Source organism: Klebsiella sp. MPUS7 (genome assembly GCF_009905335.1).
Lineage (GTDB): Bacteria > Pseudomonadota > Gammaproteobacteria > Enterobacterales > Enterobacteriaceae > Klebsiella > Klebsiella grimontii.
On sequence record NZ_CP047604.1, the window covers coordinates 4,523,682 to 4,543,001 of the forward strand.

Here is a 19,320-nt window from a genome sequence, read left to right on the forward strand (position 1 = left end):
TGACAGCATCCATACCTTGTCACAAAACTAACTACGAGGATGCCGTAACAGCTTCTTTATATATTGCTGCAATAGCTGGGTATCGCGGTCGTCGACCAGCGGGCCGGGGCTGGCCTCGTCGATGGCCTGCTCAATATCGCTGATCAGCGCCTGCTGGGCGCCCTGCTCCATGTGGCGTAGCAGAGCGGTCACCACCACTTCCAGCGCCTCCACCTGCGCCGTCAGTTCCTTCGATTCTTCTTCCTTTTGGGCGAGTTTAACCAGTAGCTCAGCAATGAGATTCTTCACAGCGCTTTATCCTTATGCGAGGTCCGTAGTCTGCTATTTATGTCATAGATTAGCCGTCGGTTTCCACCATTATTTTTTAAAAAGGATCGACACGTCAATGAATAACAAGCGAAACGTTTTGCTCATTGTCAATCCCTCCAGGAGTTTACTCAACGAGGGATTAATAAGCGTCATAACCAAAATTAACAAATAAGAATAAAACGGAATATCGCTATTCTATCGATAACTATAACGTATCGCCATAATATATCTGGTAGGCCAGATTAACGCTGTCCGGCGCGTCTTTACCGGCCAGGCGCGCAATAAGTATTTCGCTCGCGGTTTTACCGATGTCATAACGTGGGGTAATGACGCTGGCTATTTTTTGTAGCCGCGCCCGGCCAATTTCGAGGCCGTGAAAACCGGCAATGGCCATCTCCTGGGGGACGGCTTTCCCCTGCGCCTGGCACTCGAGCAGCACGCCCACCGCCAGGTCGTCGTTGGTACAAAAAATGGCGTCAATATCCGGGCGCGACTGCTGCATCTGCAGGAACATCTGCCGACCCAGCGCAACCGAGGAGATCGTCTTCGGCGCCATGTGATACGCCTTCAGACCGTGCTCCGCCAGCGCCAGTTCAGTGCCGTGAAAACGGCTTAAATCGCGGGGATCGTCCATGGAGCCAAAAAAGGCGATCGCCCGTTTGCCGCTCTCAAGGAAAGCGTGGGTCATGTCCCACGCCGCCTTCTCGTTATCGAAGCCCACCTGGATATCCAGCTGCTGACCGCCAAAGTCCATCAGTTCAGCGACGGGAATACCGCTGGCGCGCACGTACTGCACCATGCGATCGCTGTGCTGCTTGCCGGTCAAAATCAGCCCGTCGATGTTGTAAGAGAGCAGGTTGAGCACTTCGCGCTCTTCGCGCTGCGGGTCATATTCATAGTTGGCAATCAGGGTCTGGTACTGGTGCGCGGAGGTCACCGACTCGATGCCGGCCAGCACATCGGCAAAAATCTGATTGCGGAAGGAGGGAATAAGCACGCCAATCGTTTTGCTGCGGGCGTTAAGCAGGATTTCCGGGGCGCGGTTGGGGATATAGTTGTTCTCTTCCATGACCTTTGAAATCAGCTCGCGGCTGCGCTCAGAAACCTGGCCGGGGTCGCGTAAATAACGGCTGACCGTCATTTTATTCAACCCCGCCAGATTAGCGATATCCTGCAATGTCATCCGGTTGTTTTTCATCAGGTTCTCTACGACAAACGACTTATGTGCTCGCAGAGAACCTTACCACAGCAGCGGCGGTTTATGTTAGCCGACAACCCTTTTTGCCACCGCCGGGGAAGAAGATTGCGGGTTAGCGCGCACGTTGAACATCAGCACGACGGACGATAACAGCGCGACGGCCATAAAGGTATAGGATACCCCCGGCCCGCCGGTAATCCCGTTCAGATACCCCACCAGCCACGCGCCAAGGAAAGCGCCGAGCGCGCCGAAGCTGTTGATTAACCCCATCGATACGCCGGAAACGTTGCGCGGCAGCAGTTCAGGAATAAGCGCGAAGAACGGCCCGTAGGGCGCATACATGCAGGCCGCGGCAATAACCAGCAGCGCATAGGATAACCAGAACGCCTGGTTGCCCACCATCCACGAGCCAAAGAAGGCGATAGCGGCAATCAGCAATAGCGGCCAGATAAACAGCTTACGATTCTGGAACTTATCCGACAGCCAGGAGACCGTCAGCATCAGGATAATCGCCGCCAGGTACGGCACCGCCGCCAGCCAGCCCACCGCCACGATATCCATCTGCGCGGCGTTTTTCAGAATCGACGGCATCCACATCATGAAACCGTAGACGCCGATGCTCCACAGCGCGTGTACGGCGCAGAGCATAATCACATTGCGCGAGCGCAGCGCTTCACCGTAGTTGCGCACCGGCTTGATATGGCTCTGCTCGCTGTCCATCACCTTCTGCAGGGTCTCTTTTTCCTGCTCGTTCAGCCAGGAAACCTCGGACGGTTTATCGCGCACCAGTATCCACCAGCATACCGCCCACAGCACCGCCGGAATGCCTTCAATGATGAACATTTCGCGCCAGCCCCACGCCTGAATCAGATAGCCGGAAACGATAGACATCCACAGCACCGTCACCGGGTTCCCGAGGATCAGAAAAGTATTAGCGCGTGAACGCTCGGTTTTAGTAAACCAGTTGCTGATATAAATCAGCATCGCCGGCATCACCGCCGCCTCCACCACGCCAAGCGTAAAGCGAATCGCCATCAGCATCGGAATATTGCTGACGAATCCGGTGGCCGCCGCGCAGAATCCCCATAAAATAAGGCTGCAGAAAATCATTTTCCGCACGCTGCGTTTTACCGCATATATCGCACCGGGAACCTGGAAAAAGAAATAACCGAGAAAAAATAATGCGCCAATCAGCGACGCCGTTCCTTTGGTAATACCCAAATCGCTTTCAATTCCCGCCGCAGCGGCAAAACCATAATTCGCGCGGTCAAGGTAGGCCAGACTATAGGTAATAAATATAATCGGCATTAAATACCACCAGCGACGCGCGGGTAATTTCGCGAGCATATGCATAAGCCATCCTCAGATATCAATATCTTCACACGAGTTAAATACGCCGTCCTTCTGGCAGCGCGGGCACGCTGCTGCCAGAAGGACGCGAAGTGATTCAGACAGCGGCGAGCATTCCGCCGTCCACAAACAGCAAATGACCGTTAACAAAGTTTGCCGCCGACGAGGCCAGATACACCGCGGCGCCAATCAGCTCTTCCGGTTTTCCCCAACGCGCCGCCGGCGTGCGCTGATACAGCCAGGCGGAAAACGCCTCATCGTTGACCAGGGCGGTCGTCATCTCGGTGGCAAAATATCCCGGCGCGATACCGTTAACCTGAATATTATATTCGGCCAGCTCAACGCACATGCCGCGGGTAAGCATTTTAACCGCCCCTTTTGAGGCCGCATAAGGCGTAATTGTTTTACGTCCCAGCTCGCTCTGCATCGAACAAATATTAATTATTTTTCCCGCGCGGCGGCCCATCATATATTTCGCCACCTGCTGCGATACCAGAAAAACGCCCTTCTGGTTGACCTCAATAACGTTGTCCCACTCCTCCTCCGGAAACTCGGTAAAAGGGAAACGCCGCTGGATCCCGGCGTTATTAATTAAAATATCAATTGCGCCGACCTCCTCTTCGATGCGGGCTATCGTCTGCTCGACCTGCGCCGCTTGGGTGACGTCAAAGGCGTACCCTACCGCGCGAAAGCCCTGCGCCACCAGCGCCTGCGCCGCCTGGTCCGCTCTTTCCTGCGTCCGGTCGTTAATGACTATCTCCGCGCCGTACTCGGCGAGGCCGCCGGCCAGCAGATGGCCTATCCCCTGAGCAGAGCCGGTGATCAGCGCGCGTTTCCCTGACAAATCGAATAAATTTCGCATAAAACCTCTTTTTCAATAACTGTTACGCGTAACTGTATACGCGTAACAGTTACGAATAGAAGAGGGTGAGAAGGGAAAATGATCGTTTTGTGATCGGTGATACATTTGAAGATTAAGGAATACAAAGGCCGGCATTGACGCTGTGACGCAAATACCGGCCAGGCAGAAGAAGAAGGGATTAAGCCGCGGTACGGCGGCTGCGGCGCAGCATGATGGCCAGCTGCCAGATATTGATCAGCACAATAATCGCCGTGGCGATAAACACCCAGCGGAAACCGGCCATGGCCGAGACCGACGCGCCGATCAGCGGCCCGGCCACGTTGCCGAGATACATAAACGACTGGTTATAACCGAAAATACGCCCGGTGACGCTGTCGCTGCAGTACTTCAGCAGAAGCGTTTGCACCGCCGGCAGCATCGCCCCATCGGCAAAACCGAGCAGAAAGCGCAGGACGCCAAGCTGGAATGGGGTCGTAACGAACGACATGGCAAAGAACATCACCACCGCGCAGCACAACGTCGCCAGCAGAATTCGCGAGGTGCCGATTCTGTCACCCAATTTCCCCAGACGGGGCGCCGAAATCAGCGCCGACACGCCCGGCACGGCGGCAATCATCCCCGCGAGAAAGGCGATGTTATTACTATCCGGCGCCATCGACTTGATAAACAGGGCCAGAATCGGGCCGATTGAGCCGTTGCAGAGCTGAATCACCAGGGTGGTGAAAAACAGGCTGATCACCAGCCCCGGATAGGGCAGCGAGGCAAACACCGCCTTACCGCTCAGCCGCTCCGCCTTGCTAACCTGCGGGCGGGCGCCCTCTTTAATCAGAAACAGCGTTACCAGGAAGCTTACGGTGAGCAAAATCGCGGTGATGATAAATACGGCGCGCAAACCGACATGGTCAGCCAGGAAACCGCCGAGCAGCGGCCCGCCAATCACGCCGCTGATCTGCGCCGTCGACAGCGTGCTCAGCGCCCAGCCGCTACGCTCGCGCGGAACCTGAGACGCCACCAGCGCCATGGCGTTAGGAATATAGCCGGAAGTCAGCCCCATCACCGCGCGCAGGATAAACAGCTGCCAGACGTTGGTGGCGAAGGCCTGGAGTAAAATGGCGATAGCCATGCCGAGCGAGGCGCGCAGCAGCATCAGCTTGCGCCCTTTGCGGTCGGCGAGGCTCCCCCACATCGGCGAGACGATCGCCGACACCAGAAAAGTGACGCTAAAGGTCAGCCCCGACCACATGGATAACGCTTCATGCGAGGTCACGCCCAGTTGGGAAACGTACAGCGGCAAAAAGGGGAGAATTTGGCTGATAGCCAGTCCGGTAAAAAAACAGCCAAACCAGACGGAGATAAGATTAACCTTCCAGGATTCCATAACTACGCGTATTCATTAGTTTTTCGACAATTATTATCTAGCTTAGCAATTTCCCTCATCCGACGTACTACCAGAGGTGCGCTGGCAGAGAGTTTGGTGTTTTATGACATGTGATTCCGTTATGACGAACAATTTCGTGGTGAAAAGCGTACAAGACAGCGAGATATGCTCAGAAACAGAATCCCTGGCCGCGCATGCCGAGGTGAAAATGGTTGGCGTGGGCCGCGTTGTAGTCCGGCCCTAAAGCGTTACCGTAATAGCCGCAGCCGCCGGTCAGTAACGCCTGCAGCCAGGGGTGATACTGCGCATCGGGCCACCCTTTCAGCACGCTGATGCGGCGGCCATCGGCCAAACGAAAGCCGCTGATATCCAGCGCCTCCGCGGTAGCATGTTCGCTGCGCCGCGCGTTCTGGCGATGGTAAATATTGCGGCAGGCATAGCTGCCAAAATGGTCAACCTGGCGGAGCTCCTGCCCCAGCATCCGGCGGGTCAGCGGTTTCGCCTGCTGTTGCAGATAAAGCGCGCTGCTCAACGCCAGCGGGCAGCTGGCGAGGAAGCTGCTGCTGAGCTTTACCGCGCCAAAATCGCGTACCCGAACCACGTTTTGCAGAGGGCACTCTCCCCCGCTATCGGCCACCGGCTGGCTGGTGATGAGATTTCGCTGATTCGCTTTTTTCAGCAGGCCGGCGCACTGCGCGGGGGTCAATCGCCGCAGCTTATAGTGAGTGATGAACCCCGGCGGATCCTCCAGGCGCAGCGGCGCCAGCGGGTTATAGTGCGCGGGAAGATAACGATAGCCGTAATATCCGGCCGCCAGCAGCGCCAACAGAACGATAAGCCCTTTTCCTTTCACGCGCTGCCTCCCAATGCTTTACCCGGTGAATATTATGGCAGCCAGGCGGCTGTTTCACATGCTATGTTATGCCCTTTGATGTAATCATGATGGAAGTTGAAATGGCTAAGATGAGGGTTGGGATCGTTTTCGGCGGTAAGTCGGCAGAACATGAAGTGTCGCTACAGTCAGCGAAAAATATCGTGGAAGCGATCGATAAAACGCGCTTCGACGTAGTTTTGCTGGGGATTGATAAGCAGGGGCAATGGCATATCAACGACGCCAGCAACTATCTGCTCAATCCGCAGGACCCCGCCCATATTGCCCTGCGCCCATCCGATATTACGCTGGCGCAAATTCCCGGACGCGAAGCGCAGCAGTTGATTAACGCCGATAGCGGCCAGCCGCTGGCGGCCATTGACGTGATCTTCCCGATTGTTCACGGCACCCTTGGGGAAGATGGTTCTCTGCAGGGCATGCTGCGGATGGCCAACCTGCCCTTCGTCGGTTCCGACGTTCTCGGCTCCGCCGCCTGCATGGACAAAGACGTCACCAAACGTCTGCTGCGCGATGCCGGGCTGTCGATTGCGCCTTTTATTACCCTGACCCGCGCCAACCGGAATCAGATGAGTTTTGCCGAGGTGCAGGCGAAGCTGGGCCTGCCGCTGTTCGTCAAACCGGCGAACCAGGGCTCCTCGGTGGGCGTCAGCAAGGTCAACAGCGAAGAGCAGTATCAGCAGGCGGTCGCCCTTGCCTTCGAATTTGACCATAAAGTGGTGGTTGAACAGGGGATTAAAGGGCGCGAGATCGAGTGTGCGGTGCTGGGCAATGATAATCCGCAGGCCAGCACCTGCGGCGAAATCGTCCTCAACAGCGAATTCTACGCCTACGACACCAAGTACATTGACGATCAGGGGGCGAAGGTGGTGGTTCCGGCGGCCATCGACAGCGACGTCAACGATAAAATTCGCCAGATCGCCGTTCGCGCCTATCAGACCCTCGGCTGCAGCGGCATGGCGCGCGTCGATGTCTTCCTGACCGCCGAGAACGACGTGGTGATTAACGAAATCAACACCCTACCGGGTTTCACCAACATCAGCATGTATCCGAAGCTGTGGCAGGCTAGCGGTCTGGACTACACCAGCCTGATTAGCCGCCTGATTGAGCTGGCGCTAGAGCGTCACGCTGCCGATCGCGCGCTGAAAACATCGATGAATTAATCCCGGTAACGGGTTCACCGCCATCTGCCGGCGGTAGCCCGGGTAAGGCGTTTACGCCGCGACCCGGGGAGTGTGCCGGATTGATGTATCAGCCCGGCCTTTTCCCGGCTCGCGCTGCGCTTAGCCGGGCTACGGCTTCACCGCCTCCGCTTTACGCTTCCTCTGCCGGGCGGCGGCGAATAATAAACCCGGCGATCCAGAAGCTAATCACCCACGTCACTAGCCCAACCGCGTAAGAACGCCAGCCTTCAGTTTCATAGCCGAGCAGCCCGACCACGCCATTCATAATAAAAATTAACCCCAGCGCAACCGCGTAGTAGTGCCAATCGCGGCGGATTTTTTCAGTGAGCTTCATAACCACTCCGACAACAAAAAAAGCATCTTCGCATAGCCGCCACCGCGGGTCTGTAGCCACGTTGAGAATTGTCGCACATTGCGATATCGGTCTAAATTTCACAAATTTGTAGCAAACTCACAACCCGATGAAATCAGGAATATTCCTGGGCGGAAATTACCAGCAATCCGATACTGAAATCCCCCCTTCGTTGCCAGAATAAACCTCTATGTAGCCGTGGAAAAAACGGCAGGCAGGTGAAGTATGGAGGTCAATATGGCAGAGTTCACCTTTGCAAAGACCGTCAACGGCGGCAAAAAGAGGGGCTCTATCACCAGCAGCAACATCGCTTACGCTCTGTTTGTGCTGTTTTGCTTCTGGGCCGGTGCGCAAATGCTGAGTATGCTAATCCACGCGCCGGGGGTTTTTGAGCATCTGATTCAAATGCAGGACAGCAGCCGCCCGCGGGTCGAGATTAGCCTGACGGTCGGTACTCTCTTCGGGCTGATTCCCTTCCTGGCAGGCTGCGTATTAATTGGTATACCAGGGCTGATTTTCCGCTGGCGCAGCCGCCGCTAACGGCGCGCCATACAGCTGGCCCGCCGGTCATCAACGCGTTTAGCAAACCAGGCGGTCGTCAGATTACGGGTAATTTTCGGGCTCTCTAGCTGAATGCCCGGCAGCACTTCCCGCGGTAGCGTTTTACCGGCTTTTTTATCGGCAATACGAAACACTTTTTTATAGAGTTCGCTCTCTTCAAACGCCAGGGTATCGCCCTTTTTCAACTGACGATGGATATCGTCATCGCTCATCGCCAGCTGTGAGGATAAACGGCGCACCGCCAGTTCGGTGGTTCCGGCCTCGTCGCTATCGTAACGAATTAAATCGCCATCTAGCGCCAGCTTCACGCCGGTCGCCCTGGAGACCGCATTCTGGAACGCGGCGTTGCGGCTGGCGTACCATCCGGCGTTGAAATCGGCGAAACGGTACAGCGGCACGCTGTAGTTCGCCGGATAGTTCAACAGATGATAAGTGCCAAACCACAGACCGCCGCGCAGGCTGAACACCTCCTGGCGCACGGTACCGTCGATTTTCCACGGATAGCCGTCGGTATGCTGCTCGGCGAAGGCGATGCTGACCTGCATCGGGCCGCCGGTATGCACCGGGTTCAGGGAGCCGAACAGCTTCTGCCCCATCGGCACCATACCGATAAAATCATCGAAAATCGCGCTCAGCTGCTTTTCGGTTTTCACGCTGTCCAGGCGTTCGCTATAGCTTTTGCCGTTGGGCGACTTGATTTTCAGCGCGGTATGCACCAGAAAAACCGGGATATGCATTTTCTCCGCCCGGCGGTCTATCTCCTGCCAGGCGATTTTGTTTAGCCCGGGCACCGCCGGGTCCGACTGATAGTTGGACTCCTGCTGCGCCACCGCCAGCACCGAACAGACATTCTCTTCCGTCGGCGCCAACTTCTGGCTGGCGAAGGTTTTGGCGATGGCCTGCGCCCAGGCCTCGCGATCTTTGACGCTGGCGGGCATTTTCTGCCGCACCACCGCGGCAACATCAATCGGCTTTTCGCCCTCCTTCAGCACCGGCTCCGGCTTGCTGGAACAGGCGCTGAGAACCAACCCGGCCACTAGCGTCAGGGTGAGCGAAACAAAACGAGATGATGCTACGGCCATATTTCTTCCTTGCAATGGTTAACTTAATGTTTGGGTCACTTCCAGCAGCTCTTTGCCATCCAGTTCGCGTTCAAAGCTGCGCAGACGTTTGTAGATGGACATCAGCTCAACCAGCGTAGTCCAGGAGCTAATCAGATACTGGAACGAACCGCGAACCTGGCCAAAGACGTTGGTTATCTGAGTCATCAGGCCCAGCGTAATCGTACCGGCAACAATCGACGGAAACAGCAGGAACAAACCGAAAACGTTATCGACCTGAAGATAAAGAATACGGGCGATATTGAAATACATGTAGTGGAAATAGAGGCGGAAATAGTTGCGGCGCACGGCGCCAAAGAGCTCACGCACCGTCGGCGGCGTCGCGCGGCTGGCGTCATCCTCGCCGTACACCAGCTCTTTACGATAGGCGGCCTCGACGCGCTGGTTTTTAAATTCCAGCCCGGGCAGCTTGATTCCCACCACCGCCAGCAGGCCGGTGCCCATTAACGACCAGACGATCGCGGCAATCACCAGGCCGTAAGGCAGATGGCCGACAATCGGTAAATCCGGGACGTGCGCGGAGAGCGTCACCAGCACCGGCAGGAAGGCGATAAGCGTCATCACCGCGTTAAGGAAGCTGACGCCCATGCTCTCCAGGGTGGAAGCAAAGCGCATGGTATCTTCCTGCACACGCTGCGCGGCGCCTTCGATATGGCGCAGATGCTGCCAGTGCGCCATATAGTGTTCGTTCATGGCGGTACGCCAGCGGAAAACGTAGTGGCTGACGAAGAAGTTGTTCATCACCCCGATAATCACCGCGATAAGCGCGATGCCGAGAAAGATGCCAATCTCATGATAAAACTGGTTAATGCTGACCTTATGCGGCGTCGCCAGCGCGGCCTGAATAAGATCGTAGAACGGGGCGTACCAGGCGTTGATCGCCACCCCGACCTCCACCAGAAACCAGGTGACGAAAATAATCAGCGAGGTACCGAGGATCGACCAGTACTGCCAGCGGTGGGGGCTGTAGATAAACCAAAAGAGGGCGAAAACGCCCACGCAGAACACATAAAAGGCGTAGAACACCAGGTAGTTAAGCGACCAAAAGCGCGCCGCGCTAATCGCCACATCCTGGGATGCGCCGGTGGCCCGCAGCAGCCAGTCGCCGCCGCCCGCCTGCCAAAAGATCACCGCCAGCAGCGACCAGATAAAGGCAGAAATAAAAAACGGCCCCGGTTTGGGGAAAAAGGATTTAAACATCATGCTCTCCTGCTAACTTCTTTTTCATTTTGCTGTGCTGTGTACCACAAAAACGCCCGCCGCAAAGCCGTCGCAGCGAAGCAAAGTGGGCGGATGATGAGACCGGATATCAGCGGCTTAGTTCGCCGACCATCCGTTCAGAATTGTTTCTGTCGATTTCACCTGTAAAGGATTGCCCGGAACGGTCAGCGTACGCCACACTTCGTTGTAGTGGGCGATCAGCGTGACGGCCTGCGCCGCCGGGCGGTTGGCGGTAGTATGGGCATCTTCAGCGACGGTAATCGCATAGCCCCGGCTGGCGCCGTTTTTGATGGTGGTATCTACGCAGTAGTCGGTGGCGCAGCCGCAAATCACAAACTCCGTGATGTGATGCTCGCGCAGCACCGCTTCCAGTCGGGTGCGGTAAAAGGCGTCGCAGGCGGTCTTGGTCACAAACAGCGCGCCAGCGGGTTGGTGCAGTTCGGGCAGCAATGCAAAACCTTCGCTCCCCTCCTCCAGACCGCCCTCTTCGCAGTGCTGGATGAAGACAACGGTATCCGCGGCGTCTATCAGGCGGTTGATTTGCGCCGCGCAGCGCTCGCGCTCAATACGCGGCGTCGCGAAAACGCCGTTTTGCATATCCACTACCATCACTACCCGTTTCGCCGCCATCGTCTCTTGCCACCCATCTTAAGCCAAAACGATCATCATACGCGCCCGCGGGCGAAAGCCGCTATCCGAAAGCTTAAAAAAGGTTTTTTTACGCCAGGTTACGTTTTTCCGCACAGAATGGCGTTAATAGCGCTTTGCTCGGCGGCGCTTCGTAGTATAAATACGCTCTATATTTTTCTTCACCATGATGGATGTCCCCGTTGAAACGTAGTCTGCTCATTTTTGCTGCGCTGTGCGCGGCGTCGTTGACATCGGCGCAGGCCGCGCAGCCGAGCGTCGACCCGGAATTCGCCGCCGATGTTGTCGACCGTTACGCTAACCATATCTACTACGGCAGCGGCGCGACCGGTATGGCGCTGGTGGTTATCGATGGTAACCAGCGCGTATTTCGCAGCTTCGGCGAAACGCGCCCGGGCAATAATGAGCACCCGCAGCTCGATTCGGTGATCCGCATCGCCTCCCTGAGCAAGCTGATGACCAGCGAAATGCTGGTCAAACTTCTCGATCAGGGCGTCGTTAAGCTCAACGATCCGCTGAGCAAATACGCCCCGCCGGGCGCGCGGGTGCCGACATATCAGGGAGCGCCCATCACGCTGGTGAATCTGGCGACCCATACCAGCGCCCTGCCGCGCGAACAGCCCGGCGGCGCGGCGCACCGGCCGGTGTTCGTCTGGCCGACGCGCCAGCAGCGCTGGAACTGGCTCACCACGGCGACGTTAAAAACCGCGCCGGGTTCGCAGGCCGCCTATTCCAATCTGGCGTTCGATTTACTGGCCGATGCGCTCTCTACCGCCGCGGGCAAGCCTTATCCGCAGCTGTTTGAAGAGCAGATCACCCGCCCGCTGGGGATGAAAGACACGACCTTTACGCCGTCTCCCGATCAGTGCCGACGCCTGATGATCCCGGAGAAAGGGGCCAGCCCGTGCAACAATACCCTGGCGGCCATCGGCAGCGGCGGCGTTTACTCCACGCCTGGCGATATGATGCGCTGGATGCAGCAGTTCCTCTCTTCCGATTTCTTCACCCGCGGGCAGCAGGCGGACCGGATGCAGACGCTGATCTATCAACGCAGCCAGCTGACGAGGGTGATCGGGATGGACGTGCCGGGCAAAGCCGATGCGCTGGGCCTCGGCTGGGTCTACATGAAGCCGAAGAACGGCCAGCCGGGCATCATTCAGAAAACCGGCGGCGGCGGCGGTTTTATCACCTATATGGCGATGAACCCGCAGGCTAACGTCGGCGCCTTCGTGGTGGTAACCCGCTCGTCATTGACGCGTTTCAATAACATGAGCGACGGGATCAACGAGCTGGTCAGCGAATTAAGCGGCGTCCGCCCGGTGATGGAAACCGCCAGCCAGTAGCCTTGTGGGATGTTTTACCGACGATGGATAAGGATCGTTTTGGCGAAACATCCCGCCGCCAATTGAGGTAAACTCGCTTTTTTCATTTCACAAAATCAGGCAAACCATGACAGATTTAATCACTCGCCCACGCCGCCTGCGCAAGTCCGCTTCGCTACGCGCCATGTTTGAAGAGACAACACTGAGTTTGAACGACCTGGTGTTGCCGATCTTTGTTGAAGAAGAAATCGATGATTACAAAGCCATCGAAGCCATGCCCGGCGTGATGCGTATTCCGGAAAGACACCTGGCGCGCGAAATCGAGCGCATTGCCAACGCCGGTATCCGTTCGGTGATGACCTTCGGGATTTCCCATCATACCGATGCCGTTGGCAGCGATACCTGGAACGAAAACGGCCTGGTGGCGCGCATGTCCCGTATCTGTAAAGAGGCGGTGCCGGAGATGATCGTGATGTCCGACACCTGCTTCTGCGAATACACCTCCCACGGCCACTGCGGCGTGCTGTGCGACCACGGCGTCGATAACGATTTAACCCTTGCCAACCTCGGTAAGCAGGCGGTGGTCGCCGCTGCCGCAGGCGCCGATTTTATCGCTCCTTCCGCGGCGATGGACGGCCAGGTGCAGGCTATTCGCCAGGCGCTGGACGCCGCCGGATTTACCGATACGGCGATTATGTCCTACTCCACCAAGTTCGCTTCATCGTTCTATGGTCCGTTCCGCGAAGCCGCGGGCACCGCGCTGAAAGGCGATCGTAAAACCTATCAGATGAGCCCGATGAACCGCCGCGAAGCGATTCGCGAATCGCTGCTGGACGAAGCCCAGGGCGCCGACTGCCTGATGGTCAAACCGGCCGGTCCGTATCTCGATATCCTGCGCGATCTGCGCGAGCGCACCAACCTGCCGCTGGGCGCGTACCAGGTGAGCGGTGAATACGCGATGATTAAGTTCGCCGCCCAGGCCGGCGCTATCGATGAAGAGAAAGTGGTGCTGGAAAGCCTCGGCGCGATCAAACGCGCCGGCGCGGATCTGATCTTCAGCTACTTCGCTCTCGATCTGGCCGAAAAGAAAATCCTGCGTTAGTTTAGCTCCCCGGGCTACGGGCTTACAGCTATCTGTGGGCTGGTAGCCCGGACAGGCGCAACGCGCCGCCTCCGGGAAAGTCACTTTAACGACGCTCGCCGCGCAATAACTCCTTCACCTCTCCCCCCAATCAATCGGATACAAACTACGGCTTACATCGCGATGAAAGGTTGAATAGGGCCAATCCCGTACCTGACTTACCCACCCGTGCTTAACCGGAGTGCAATCTGGAAACGCGTTCGCAACTTTCCGGCTTCGGCCTTCCCGGAGGCGGCGCTGCGCGCCTGTCCGGACTACCTGCTACCAACCTCCGCGGTTCCCGCCAATCCCAAATCTTCACCCAACTGTAATCTGAGCGACATCTGCGCCTTCTACTGTCTGGGCAGGACGGAGGAGGTGCCGCTATGTTTAGTCTCGACAATGTTATCGATGACCTGTGGCCTCAGGCAAAGCCAGCCCCCTGGCAGAAAAAGGTGCTGAAAAAGCTCCTGCATGAGGAAGAGTTTCAGCAGTTTGCCGCGCGTCATCATCACCTGAAAGGACTGGATACGGTCGAACAGGTGCTCGAACATCTCAATATTCGCTGTGCTATCCCGGCGCACGATCTCGAACAAATCCCTGAATATGGCCCGCTGGTCATTATCGCCAACCACCCTACCGGTACCCTCGATGGCCTGGCCCTGCTCTATGCGGTCTCCCGCGTGCGCCGCGACGTTAAAGTGGTCACCAACCGCATGCTGACCCACCTTGAACCGCTGAGCTCGCTGTTTATTCCGGTCGATAATATCAACGGCCGAACCGCCAAAGCGGCGCTGCAGCAGATGGACCAGCAGCTGCAAAACGGCGGCGTGCTGATTTTCTTCCCGGCAGGCGAAGTTTCACGCCTCACCCGACGCGGCATTCGCGATAAAAAATGGCACTCCGGATTTATTAAGCTGGCGGCGAAATATCGCGCCCCGCTGCTGCCGGCGTGGATCCGCGCGCGCAACAGCGCGCTGTTTTACGCCAGCACGTTGATTTCCGATAGCTTGCCGCTGCTGCTGCTGATGCAGCAAATGTTTCGTCGCCGCAACGGCAGCCTGCCGGTTAATTTCGGCCAACAGATTGCCTGGTCAAGCTGGTTCGATCCCCAGCGCTCTACGCGCGAGCTGACCGAGCGCTGCTATCACCACCTGCAACTGCTTTCAAAGGGGCAGCCCGGCGTATTTAAAAGCGAAAGCGCTATCGCCCGTCCCGAAGACCGCGCCCTGCTCAAGCGCGAACTGGGCCGGGCGGAAACCCTGGGGCGCACGGCGGACGGCAAAGTGATTTATCTCTGGCAGCGCCACGGCCAGGAAGATGCGCCGGTGCTGCGCGAACTGGGCCGCCTGCGGGAAATCGCCTTTCGCGCGGTGGGGGAAGGCAGCGGCAAACGACGCGACGTTGACGGCTATGACGACGACTATCTGCATCTGATTCTGTGGGATGAAGCAGACCTTGAAATCGTCGGCGCCTACCGCTTTATGCCGACCGCGATGCAGCTGGCAAAGCGCGGCCTGAACGGCATCTACAGCTACAGCCTGTTCCATTACGACGCGCGGATGGACGATATTCTGCAACACGGTATCGAGCTGGGGCGCAGCTTTATCCAGCCGCGCTACTGGGGCCGCCGCGGGCTGGACTACCTGTGGTCCGGCATCGGCGCGTATCTGGCGCGCTATCCGCACTATCGCTATCTGTTCGGCCCGGTGTCGATTTCCGGCGGGCTGCCGCCGTCGGCGCGCGATCTGCTGGTCGCGTTCTATCGACTGTGGTTCCCGGCGACGCATCCGCTGGCGGAGTCGCGCCGCCCTTATCCAGCCTCGCTGCCCGATGTGCTGGCGCAGTTTGGCGGAGAAGATTACAACGACGATCTGGCGCGGCTGAAGTCCCTGCTCGGCAACCTCGGCTGCGCGATCCCGCCGCTGTATAAGCAGTATTCAGAAGTCTGCGAGCCGGGCGGCGTGCAGTTTATCGATTTCGGCAGCGATCCGGATTTCAACAACTGCGTGGATGGGCTGGTGCTGGTGGATTTGACCTATCTGAAGGCCAACCGCTATCAGCGCTATATTGGCGCGCATTTGGACGCGCAAAAATCGGCATAAAAGCCTTTTCCCGGAGGCGGCGCGTTTATCGTAGGTTGTATCCCGGCTTGCGGCGCATTGCGCCTTAGCCGGGCTACACCCATTACCCCGCCCGGTAATAGGGTTTATCCCCGAGAATCGTCGCCCGGTGCATAATGCGCCGCTGCGGCAGGTAATCGGCGTTGGCGTAGTGCTGGGTGACGCGGTTATCCCAAATCGCCACGTCGTTCGGCTGCCAGCGCCAGCGTACCTGGAAGTCCGGTTTAGTGACGTGAGCAAACAGGAAGCCGAGCAGCGCCTCGCTCTCTTTCTCCGTCACGTCGACGATGCGGGTAGTAAAGCCCTCATTGACAAACAGCGCCTGCTTCCCGGTCACCGGATGGGTGCGCACCACCGGATGCAGCAGCGGCGGATTTTTCGCCACCGCCTCCAGCCAGCGCTGATGCTCCTCTTCGCTTTTGCGGTATTTGTACTCCTGAAACGATTTGCGGAAATCATGCTCCGCGCGCAGGCCGCTTAACAGCTGGCGCAAAGGCGCGGAGAGCGCCTCATACGCCGCAATGCCGCTGGTCCACAGGGTATCGCCGCCGGTCGAAGGCAGCTCTTTTGCCGCGAGGATCGCCCCGGCGGGCGGCGTGTCAATAAAGGTGACATCGGTGTGCCAGTTATCGTTATCCGGCGGATTATCGTCGTGGGTATCGAGAACGATAATCTCATCCACGCCGGGCGCGTGCGGATAGACCGGATGAATATGCAGGTCGCCAAAGCGCAGGGCGAGATCGCGCTGCTGCTCGGGAGTGATGTTCTGCTCGCGCAGGAACACCACCTGATGGCGCAGCACCGCGTGATACAGCTGCTCAAACTGGTTGTCGCTCAGCGGACGGGTGATGTCGACGCCGGATACCTGCGCGCCAATATACGGCCCCAGCGGGGTAATGCTTAAACGTTCGCTCATTGTACTTCTCCATGCCAGGGCGTCAGGCGACGCTGCAGCGCGCGCAGCCCCAGTTCCAGTAAAAAAGCGATGATGGCAATCACCGCGATACCGGCCAGCACCACATCGGTGGCGAGGAACTCACCGGCGGACTGCACCATAAAACCTAACCCGCGGGTGGCGGCAATCAGCTCCGCGGCCACCAGCGTCGACCAGCCCACGCCAAGCCCAATACGCAGGCCGGTGAGGATCTCCGGCAGCGCGCCGGGCAGGATCACCAGCCACAGCACCTGCGCCCGGCTGGCGCCTAAAGCCTGCGCGGCGCGAATGCGCACCTGCTGGGCGCTCTTAACCCCCGCCAGCGCCGACATCGCCACCGGCGCGAATATCGCCAGGTAGATCAGCAGGATCTTGGAGGTCTCGCCGATGCCGAACCAGATCACCATCAGCGGTAAATAGGCCAGCGGCGGCACCGGGCGATAAAGCTCGATCAGCGGGTCGAGGATCCCGCGCACCGTGGGGCTCAGCCCCATGGCGATCCCCACCGGCACGCCGAGCAGCACCGCCGCCAGCAGCGCGATGACGATACGCGTCAGGCTCGCCGCCAGGTGCTGCCAGAGGGTGGCGTCCATAAAGCCCTGCGGACCGGCAATAGCGATCAGTTTCTGCCATACCTGTCCCGGCGGCGGCAGAAACAGCGGACTAATCAACTGCAGAGCGGCAACGGCCCACCAGATAGCCAGCAGTACCGCCAGGGTCGCCACGCTCAGGCTGAGCTGACGCGAGAGCGGCCAGCGCCACTTCAGTCCCCGCTGACGCGGTTTGTCATTGATGACCACGCTCATGAGAAAGCCTCCCGTTGTTCAAATACCCGGCTGAGGACGTATTCGCGCTGTTCGATAAACCGCGGGTCCGATTTAATGCTGCGGCAGGATTCCCCGGCGACGAAGCGGCGGCCAAAATCGAGGGACAGCCGTTCGAGCACGCGCCCCGGCCCCGGCGAGAGCAGTACCAGTTCGGTGGCCATAAACACCGCCTCTTCGATATCGTGGGTGATCAGCAGCACCTTCTTACCGGTCTCATGCCACAGGCTAAGCAACAGGGTTTGCATCTGCTCGCGGGTAAAGGCATCCAGCGCGCCAAAGGGCTCGTCGAGCAGCAGCAGCTGCGGATTTGCCGCCAGCGCGCGGGCAATGCCGACCCGCTGACGCTGGCCGCCGGAGAGCTGCCAGATAAAGCGTTTTTCCGCCCCTTCAAGGCCCACTTTTTTCAGCATCCGCGCGGCGGTTGCCCGGCGCTGCGTTTTGTCGACCCCGGCCAGCTGCAGCCCGAGCGCGACGTTATCCTGCACGTTGCGCCACGGCAGCAGCCCTTCATGCTGAAAGACCACGCCGCGATCGGCTCCCGGTCCTTCAACCCGCTGGCCTTCGAGGGTGATGCTGCCATGGTGATAAGGCACGAATCCGGCAATCAGGTTCAGCAGCGTGGTTTTACCGCAGCCGGAGGGCCCCAGCACCACCAGCAGTTCGCCGCTGTCCAGCGTCAGGTTGATATCCGCCAGCGCTGGTTTACCGCCGTAGTCGGCGGAAAGATGCGAGATGTGCAGCATCATGACCCCCTTTACTTTACAAAACGGTCGGTAACGTACTGGCTGTAGTCGCTGCCGGCGGCGGGCACTTTGCCCTGCTCTTTAAGGAACTTCGCGGTGTCGATGATGGCTTTATTCACCGGCCCGTTCAGCTCCTGCGCCTGCTGGGCGGCGGTCAGGTAGGTATTGCCTTTCACCAGCCCCGGCACGTCGGCTTCCGGTACGCCGCTTAAGCGCGCCAGCTTGCTGATGTTTTCCGGCTGCTTCAGCCATTCGTCCGGGTTGGCGATATAGGGTTGCTGCGCGTCAATGGCGCTTTTGGCGAAGGCTTTGACAATATCAGGATGCTTTTCGGCAAAGTCTTTGCGTACTACCCACACGTCCAGCGTCGGCGCGCCCCACTCGCCCACCTGCGACGAGTCGGTGAGAACCGTGCCCTCTTTTTCCAGCGCGTTAACCGCTGGCGCCCAGACGTAGGCGCCGTCAATGTCGCCGCGCTGCCAGGCGGCGATAATCGCCGGCGGCTGCAGGTTAAGGATCTGCACCTGGCCCGGTTTAATCCCCCAGTGCTTCAGCGCCGACAGCAGGCTGTAGTGGGTGGTGGAGATAAAAGGAACGGCGATGCGTTTGCCGATCAGGTCCTGCGGTTTGGTGATGCTCTTCTTCACCACCAGCGCTTCGGAGTTACCGAGCTTTGAGGCCAGCAGAAACACTTCAATCGGCACCTGCTGGGTGGCGGCGACCGCCAGCGGACTGGAGCCGAGGTTGCCGATCTGCACGTCGCCGGAAGCCAGCGCCCGCACGATGCTCGCGCCGCTGTCAAACTTGCGCCAGTCGACGGTCGCCCCGCTGGCTTTAGCGAAAGTGTTGTCCGCCTGGGCGACTTTCGCCGGCTCGGCGGAGGTCTGGTACGCCACGGTGACGTTGACCGCCTGGGCCTGAAATGCTGCCAGCGCCAGCGCGGCAATGAGTGTGATACGCGATGATAGTGCCATAGTGTCTGCTTCCCATAGTTGTTATGGGTGCAGTATTTCCGGCGCGATGCGTTTGATGAAGTAATTAAAAATTCTTGCTAAGAACAAAGCGTTTTTAGAAAAAAAATGGCAATGGTTAGTTAATTTTCACAAAAACCGCGACCTGGCTTTTATTGCGATTCTGTTACTTGGATTGCATAACTGCGCCTGATTGATTGCCAGCGC

General features: G+C 58.1%; 19 protein-coding genes and 1 pseudogene. 5 read left to right on the forward strand and 15 right to left on the reverse strand.

The features are described from left to right. Nucleotides 1–27: 27 nt before the first annotated feature. The 6 genes from iraP to GUC22_RS21155 all read right to left on the reverse strand — a co-directional run bounded on the left by iraP (nt 28) and on the right by GUC22_RS21155 (nt 5,950). The gene (gene iraP / locus GUC22_RS21130) at nt 28–288 is read right to left on the reverse strand and encodes an anti-adapter protein IraP (RefSeq protein WP_004129608.1); all 261 of its coding nucleotides are present in this window, start codon (nt 286–288) and stop codon (nt 28–30) included. 226 nt (nt 289–514) lie between these two features. Further along, the gene (gene idnR, locus GUC22_RS21135; RefSeq protein ID WP_024359075.1) at nt 515–1,507 is read right to left on the reverse strand and encodes a DNA-binding transcriptional regulator IdnR; all 993 of its coding nucleotides are present in this window, start codon (nt 1,505–1,507) and stop codon (nt 515–517) included. A gap of 66 nt (nt 1,508–1,573) precedes the next feature. Beyond that, on the reverse strand, nt 1,574–2,860 hold the full coding sequence (locus tag GUC22_RS21140; protein ID WP_049087362.1) for an MFS transporter: 1,287 nt from the start codon (nt 2,858–2,860) through the stop codon (nt 1,574–1,576). A gap of 94 nt (nt 2,861–2,954) precedes the next feature. Beyond that, nucleotides 2,955–3,719, reverse strand: a complete 765-nt coding sequence (gene idnO / locus GUC22_RS21145) for a gluconate 5-dehydrogenase (RefSeq protein WP_024359077.1) — start codon at nt 3,717–3,719, stop codon at nt 2,955–2,957. Nucleotides 3,720–3,897: 178 nt separating this feature from the next. Next, a complete protein-coding gene (locus GUC22_RS21150; RefSeq protein WP_004129587.1) occupies nt 3,898–5,097 on the reverse strand; it encodes a multidrug efflux MFS transporter in 1,200 nt (399 codons plus the stop codon). Nucleotides 5,098–5,266: 169 nt separating this feature from the next. Beyond that, complete coding sequence (locus GUC22_RS21155; RefSeq protein WP_024359078.1) at nt 5,267–5,950, reverse strand: extensin family protein; 684 nt, start codon at nt 5,948–5,950, stop codon at nt 5,267–5,269. Nucleotides 5,951–6,051: 101 nt separating this feature from the next. Here GUC22_RS21155 and ddlA point away from each other — a divergent pair, with 101 nt between their 5' ends. Continuing rightward, complete coding sequence (gene ddlA, locus GUC22_RS21160) at nt 6,052–7,149, forward strand: D-alanine--D-alanine ligase (RefSeq protein WP_004132487.1); 1,098 nt, start codon at nt 6,052–6,054, stop codon at nt 7,147–7,149. A 151-nt stretch (nt 7,150–7,300) separates the two neighbouring features. Here the strand turns inward: ddlA and GUC22_RS21165 are convergent, their stop codons facing one another. Beyond that, complete coding sequence (locus GUC22_RS21165; RefSeq protein WP_004132489.1) at nt 7,301–7,504, reverse strand: DUF2754 family protein; 204 nt, start codon at nt 7,502–7,504, stop codon at nt 7,301–7,303. Nucleotides 7,505–7,759: 255 nt separating this feature from the next. Between GUC22_RS21165 and GUC22_RS21170 the strand changes: the two genes are divergently transcribed. Further along, nucleotides 7,760–8,062, forward strand: coding sequence for a DUF2755 family protein (locus GUC22_RS21170; protein ID WP_004129576.1), 303 nt, complete (start codon nt 7,760–7,762; stop codon nt 8,060–8,062). Here the strand turns inward: GUC22_RS21170 and GUC22_RS21175 are convergent. The 3 genes from GUC22_RS21175 to GUC22_RS21185 form a co-directional block, all read right to left on the reverse strand. Further along, nucleotides 8,059–9,165, reverse strand: a complete 1,107-nt coding sequence (locus GUC22_RS21175) for a DUF1615 domain-containing protein (protein WP_024359080.1) — start codon at nt 9,163–9,165, stop codon at nt 8,059–8,061. The genes GUC22_RS21170 and GUC22_RS21175 overlap by 4 nt on opposite strands. Nucleotides 9,166–9,183: 18 nt before the next feature. Next, on the reverse strand, nt 9,184–10,404 hold the full coding sequence (gene sbmA, locus GUC22_RS21180) for a peptide antibiotic transporter SbmA (protein ID WP_004132492.1): 1,221 nt from the start codon (nt 10,402–10,404) through the stop codon (nt 9,184–9,186). Between the two features lie 117 nt (nt 10,405–10,521). Continuing rightward, nucleotides 10,522–11,034 carry a cysteine hydrolase family protein gene (locus GUC22_RS21185; protein ID WP_165774997.1) on the reverse strand — a complete coding sequence of 171 codons (513 nt, stop codon included), beginning with the start codon at nt 11,032–11,034 and terminating at the stop codon, nt 10,522–10,524. A gap of 221 nt (nt 11,035–11,255) precedes the next feature. Here GUC22_RS21185 and ampH point away from each other — a divergent pair, with 221 nt between their 5' ends. Together ampH and hemB are read left to right on the forward strand one after the other, a co-directional pair. Continuing rightward, complete coding sequence (gene ampH, locus GUC22_RS21190) at nt 11,256–12,416, forward strand: D-alanyl-D-alanine-carboxypeptidase/endopeptidase AmpH (RefSeq protein WP_004132496.1); 1,161 nt, start codon at nt 11,256–11,258, stop codon at nt 12,414–12,416. A gap of 106 nt (nt 12,417–12,522) precedes the next feature. Beyond that, nucleotides 12,523–13,497: a porphobilinogen synthase gene (gene hemB / locus GUC22_RS21195; RefSeq protein WP_004132498.1), complete on the forward strand. Its 975-nt coding sequence runs from the start codon at nt 12,523–12,525 to the stop codon at nt 13,495–13,497. Between the two features lie 85 nt (nt 13,498–13,582). Here hemB and GUC22_RS21200 read toward each other — a convergent pair. Further along, nucleotides 13,583–13,716, reverse strand: a pseudogene (locus GUC22_RS21200) (transposase); the annotation flags it as partial. 185 nt (nt 13,717–13,901) lie between these two features. Between GUC22_RS21200 and GUC22_RS21205 the strand changes: the two are divergent. Then, nucleotides 13,902–15,620, forward strand: a complete 1,719-nt coding sequence (locus tag GUC22_RS21205) for a lysophospholipid acyltransferase family protein (protein WP_004133711.1) — start codon at nt 13,902–13,904, stop codon at nt 15,618–15,620. 82 nt (nt 15,621–15,702) lie between these two features. Here the strand turns inward: GUC22_RS21205 and tauD are convergent, their stop codons facing one another. From tauD to tauA, 4 genes are read right to left on the reverse strand one after another with little or no spacing between them, the layout of a single operon-like run. Next, nucleotides 15,703–16,554 (reverse strand): taurine dioxygenase, encoded by an 852-nt coding sequence (tauD, locus tag GUC22_RS21210; RefSeq protein ID WP_004133713.1) that lies wholly within the window; start codon nt 16,552–16,554, stop codon nt 15,703–15,705. Beyond that, nucleotides 16,551–17,378, reverse strand: a complete 828-nt coding sequence (gene tauC / locus GUC22_RS21215; protein WP_024359084.1) for a taurine ABC transporter permease TauC — start codon at nt 17,376–17,378, stop codon at nt 16,551–16,553. Before tauC ends, tauD begins: the two co-directional genes overlap by 4 nt. Then, entirely contained in the window at nt 17,375–18,142 is a 768-nt protein-coding gene (gene tauB / locus GUC22_RS21220; protein ID WP_098140382.1) for a taurine ABC transporter ATP-binding subunit, read from the reverse strand. The genes tauC and tauB overlap by 4 nt, the downstream gene beginning before the upstream one ends. An 11-nt stretch (nt 18,143–18,153) precedes the next feature. Continuing rightward, on the reverse strand, nt 18,154–19,116 hold the full coding sequence (tauA, locus tag GUC22_RS21225) for a taurine ABC transporter substrate-binding protein (protein WP_004129543.1): 963 nt from the start codon (nt 19,114–19,116) through the stop codon (nt 18,154–18,156). Between the last annotated feature and the right edge of the window lie 204 nt (nt 19,117–19,320).

Excerpts from the sequence above, each read along its gene's own strand:
- idnR (WP_024359075.1), bottom strand. The coding sequence starts at position 1,507 with ATGAAAAACAACCGGATGACATTGCAGGATATCGCTAATCTGGCGGGG.
- GUC22_RS21140 (WP_049087362.1), bottom strand. The coding sequence starts at position 2,860 with ATGCATATGCTCGCGAAATTACCCGCGCGTCGCTGGTGGTATTTAATG.
- idnO (WP_024359077.1), bottom strand. The coding sequence starts at position 3,719 with ATGCGAAATTTATTCGATTTGTCAGGGAAACGCGCGCTGATCACCGGC.
- GUC22_RS21150 (WP_004129587.1), bottom strand. The coding sequence starts at position 5,097 with ATGGAATCCTGGAAGGTTAATCTTATCTCCGTCTGGTTTGGCTGTTTT.
- ddlA (WP_004132487.1), top strand. The coding sequence starts at position 6,052 with ATGGCTAAGATGAGGGTTGGGATCGTTTTCGGCGGTAAGTCGGCAGAA.
- GUC22_RS21165 (WP_004132489.1), bottom strand. The coding sequence starts at position 7,504 with ATGAAGCTCACTGAAAAAATCCGCCGCGATTGGCACTACTACGCGGTT.
- GUC22_RS21170 (WP_004129576.1), top strand. The coding sequence starts at position 7,760 with ATGGCAGAGTTCACCTTTGCAAAGACCGTCAACGGCGGCAAAAAGAGG.
- GUC22_RS21175 (WP_024359080.1), bottom strand. The coding sequence starts at position 9,165 with ATGGCCGTAGCATCATCTCGTTTTGTTTCGCTCACCCTGACGCTAGTG.
- sbmA (WP_004132492.1), bottom strand. The coding sequence starts at position 10,404 with ATGTTTAAATCCTTTTTCCCCAAACCGGGGCCGTTTTTTATTTCTGCC.
- GUC22_RS21185 (WP_165774997.1), bottom strand. The coding sequence starts at position 11,034 with ATGGTAGTGGATATGCAAAACGGCGTTTTCGCGACGCCGCGTATTGAG.
- hemB (WP_004132498.1), top strand. The coding sequence starts at position 12,523 with ATGACAGATTTAATCACTCGCCCACGCCGCCTGCGCAAGTCCGCTTCG.
- GUC22_RS21205 (WP_004133711.1), top strand. The coding sequence starts at position 13,902 with ATGTTTAGTCTCGACAATGTTATCGATGACCTGTGGCCTCAGGCAAAG.
- tauD (WP_004133713.1), bottom strand. The coding sequence starts at position 16,554 with ATGAGCGAACGTTTAAGCATTACCCCGCTGGGGCCGTATATTGGCGCG.
- tauC (WP_024359084.1), bottom strand. The coding sequence starts at position 17,378 with ATGAGCGTGGTCATCAATGACAAACCGCGTCAGCGGGGACTGAAGTGG.
- tauB (WP_098140382.1), bottom strand. The coding sequence starts at position 18,142 with ATGCTGCACATCTCGCATCTTTCCGCCGACTACGGCGGTAAACCAGCG.
- tauA (WP_004129543.1), bottom strand. The coding sequence starts at position 19,116 with ATGGCACTATCATCGCGTATCACACTCATTGCCGCGCTGGCGCTGGCA.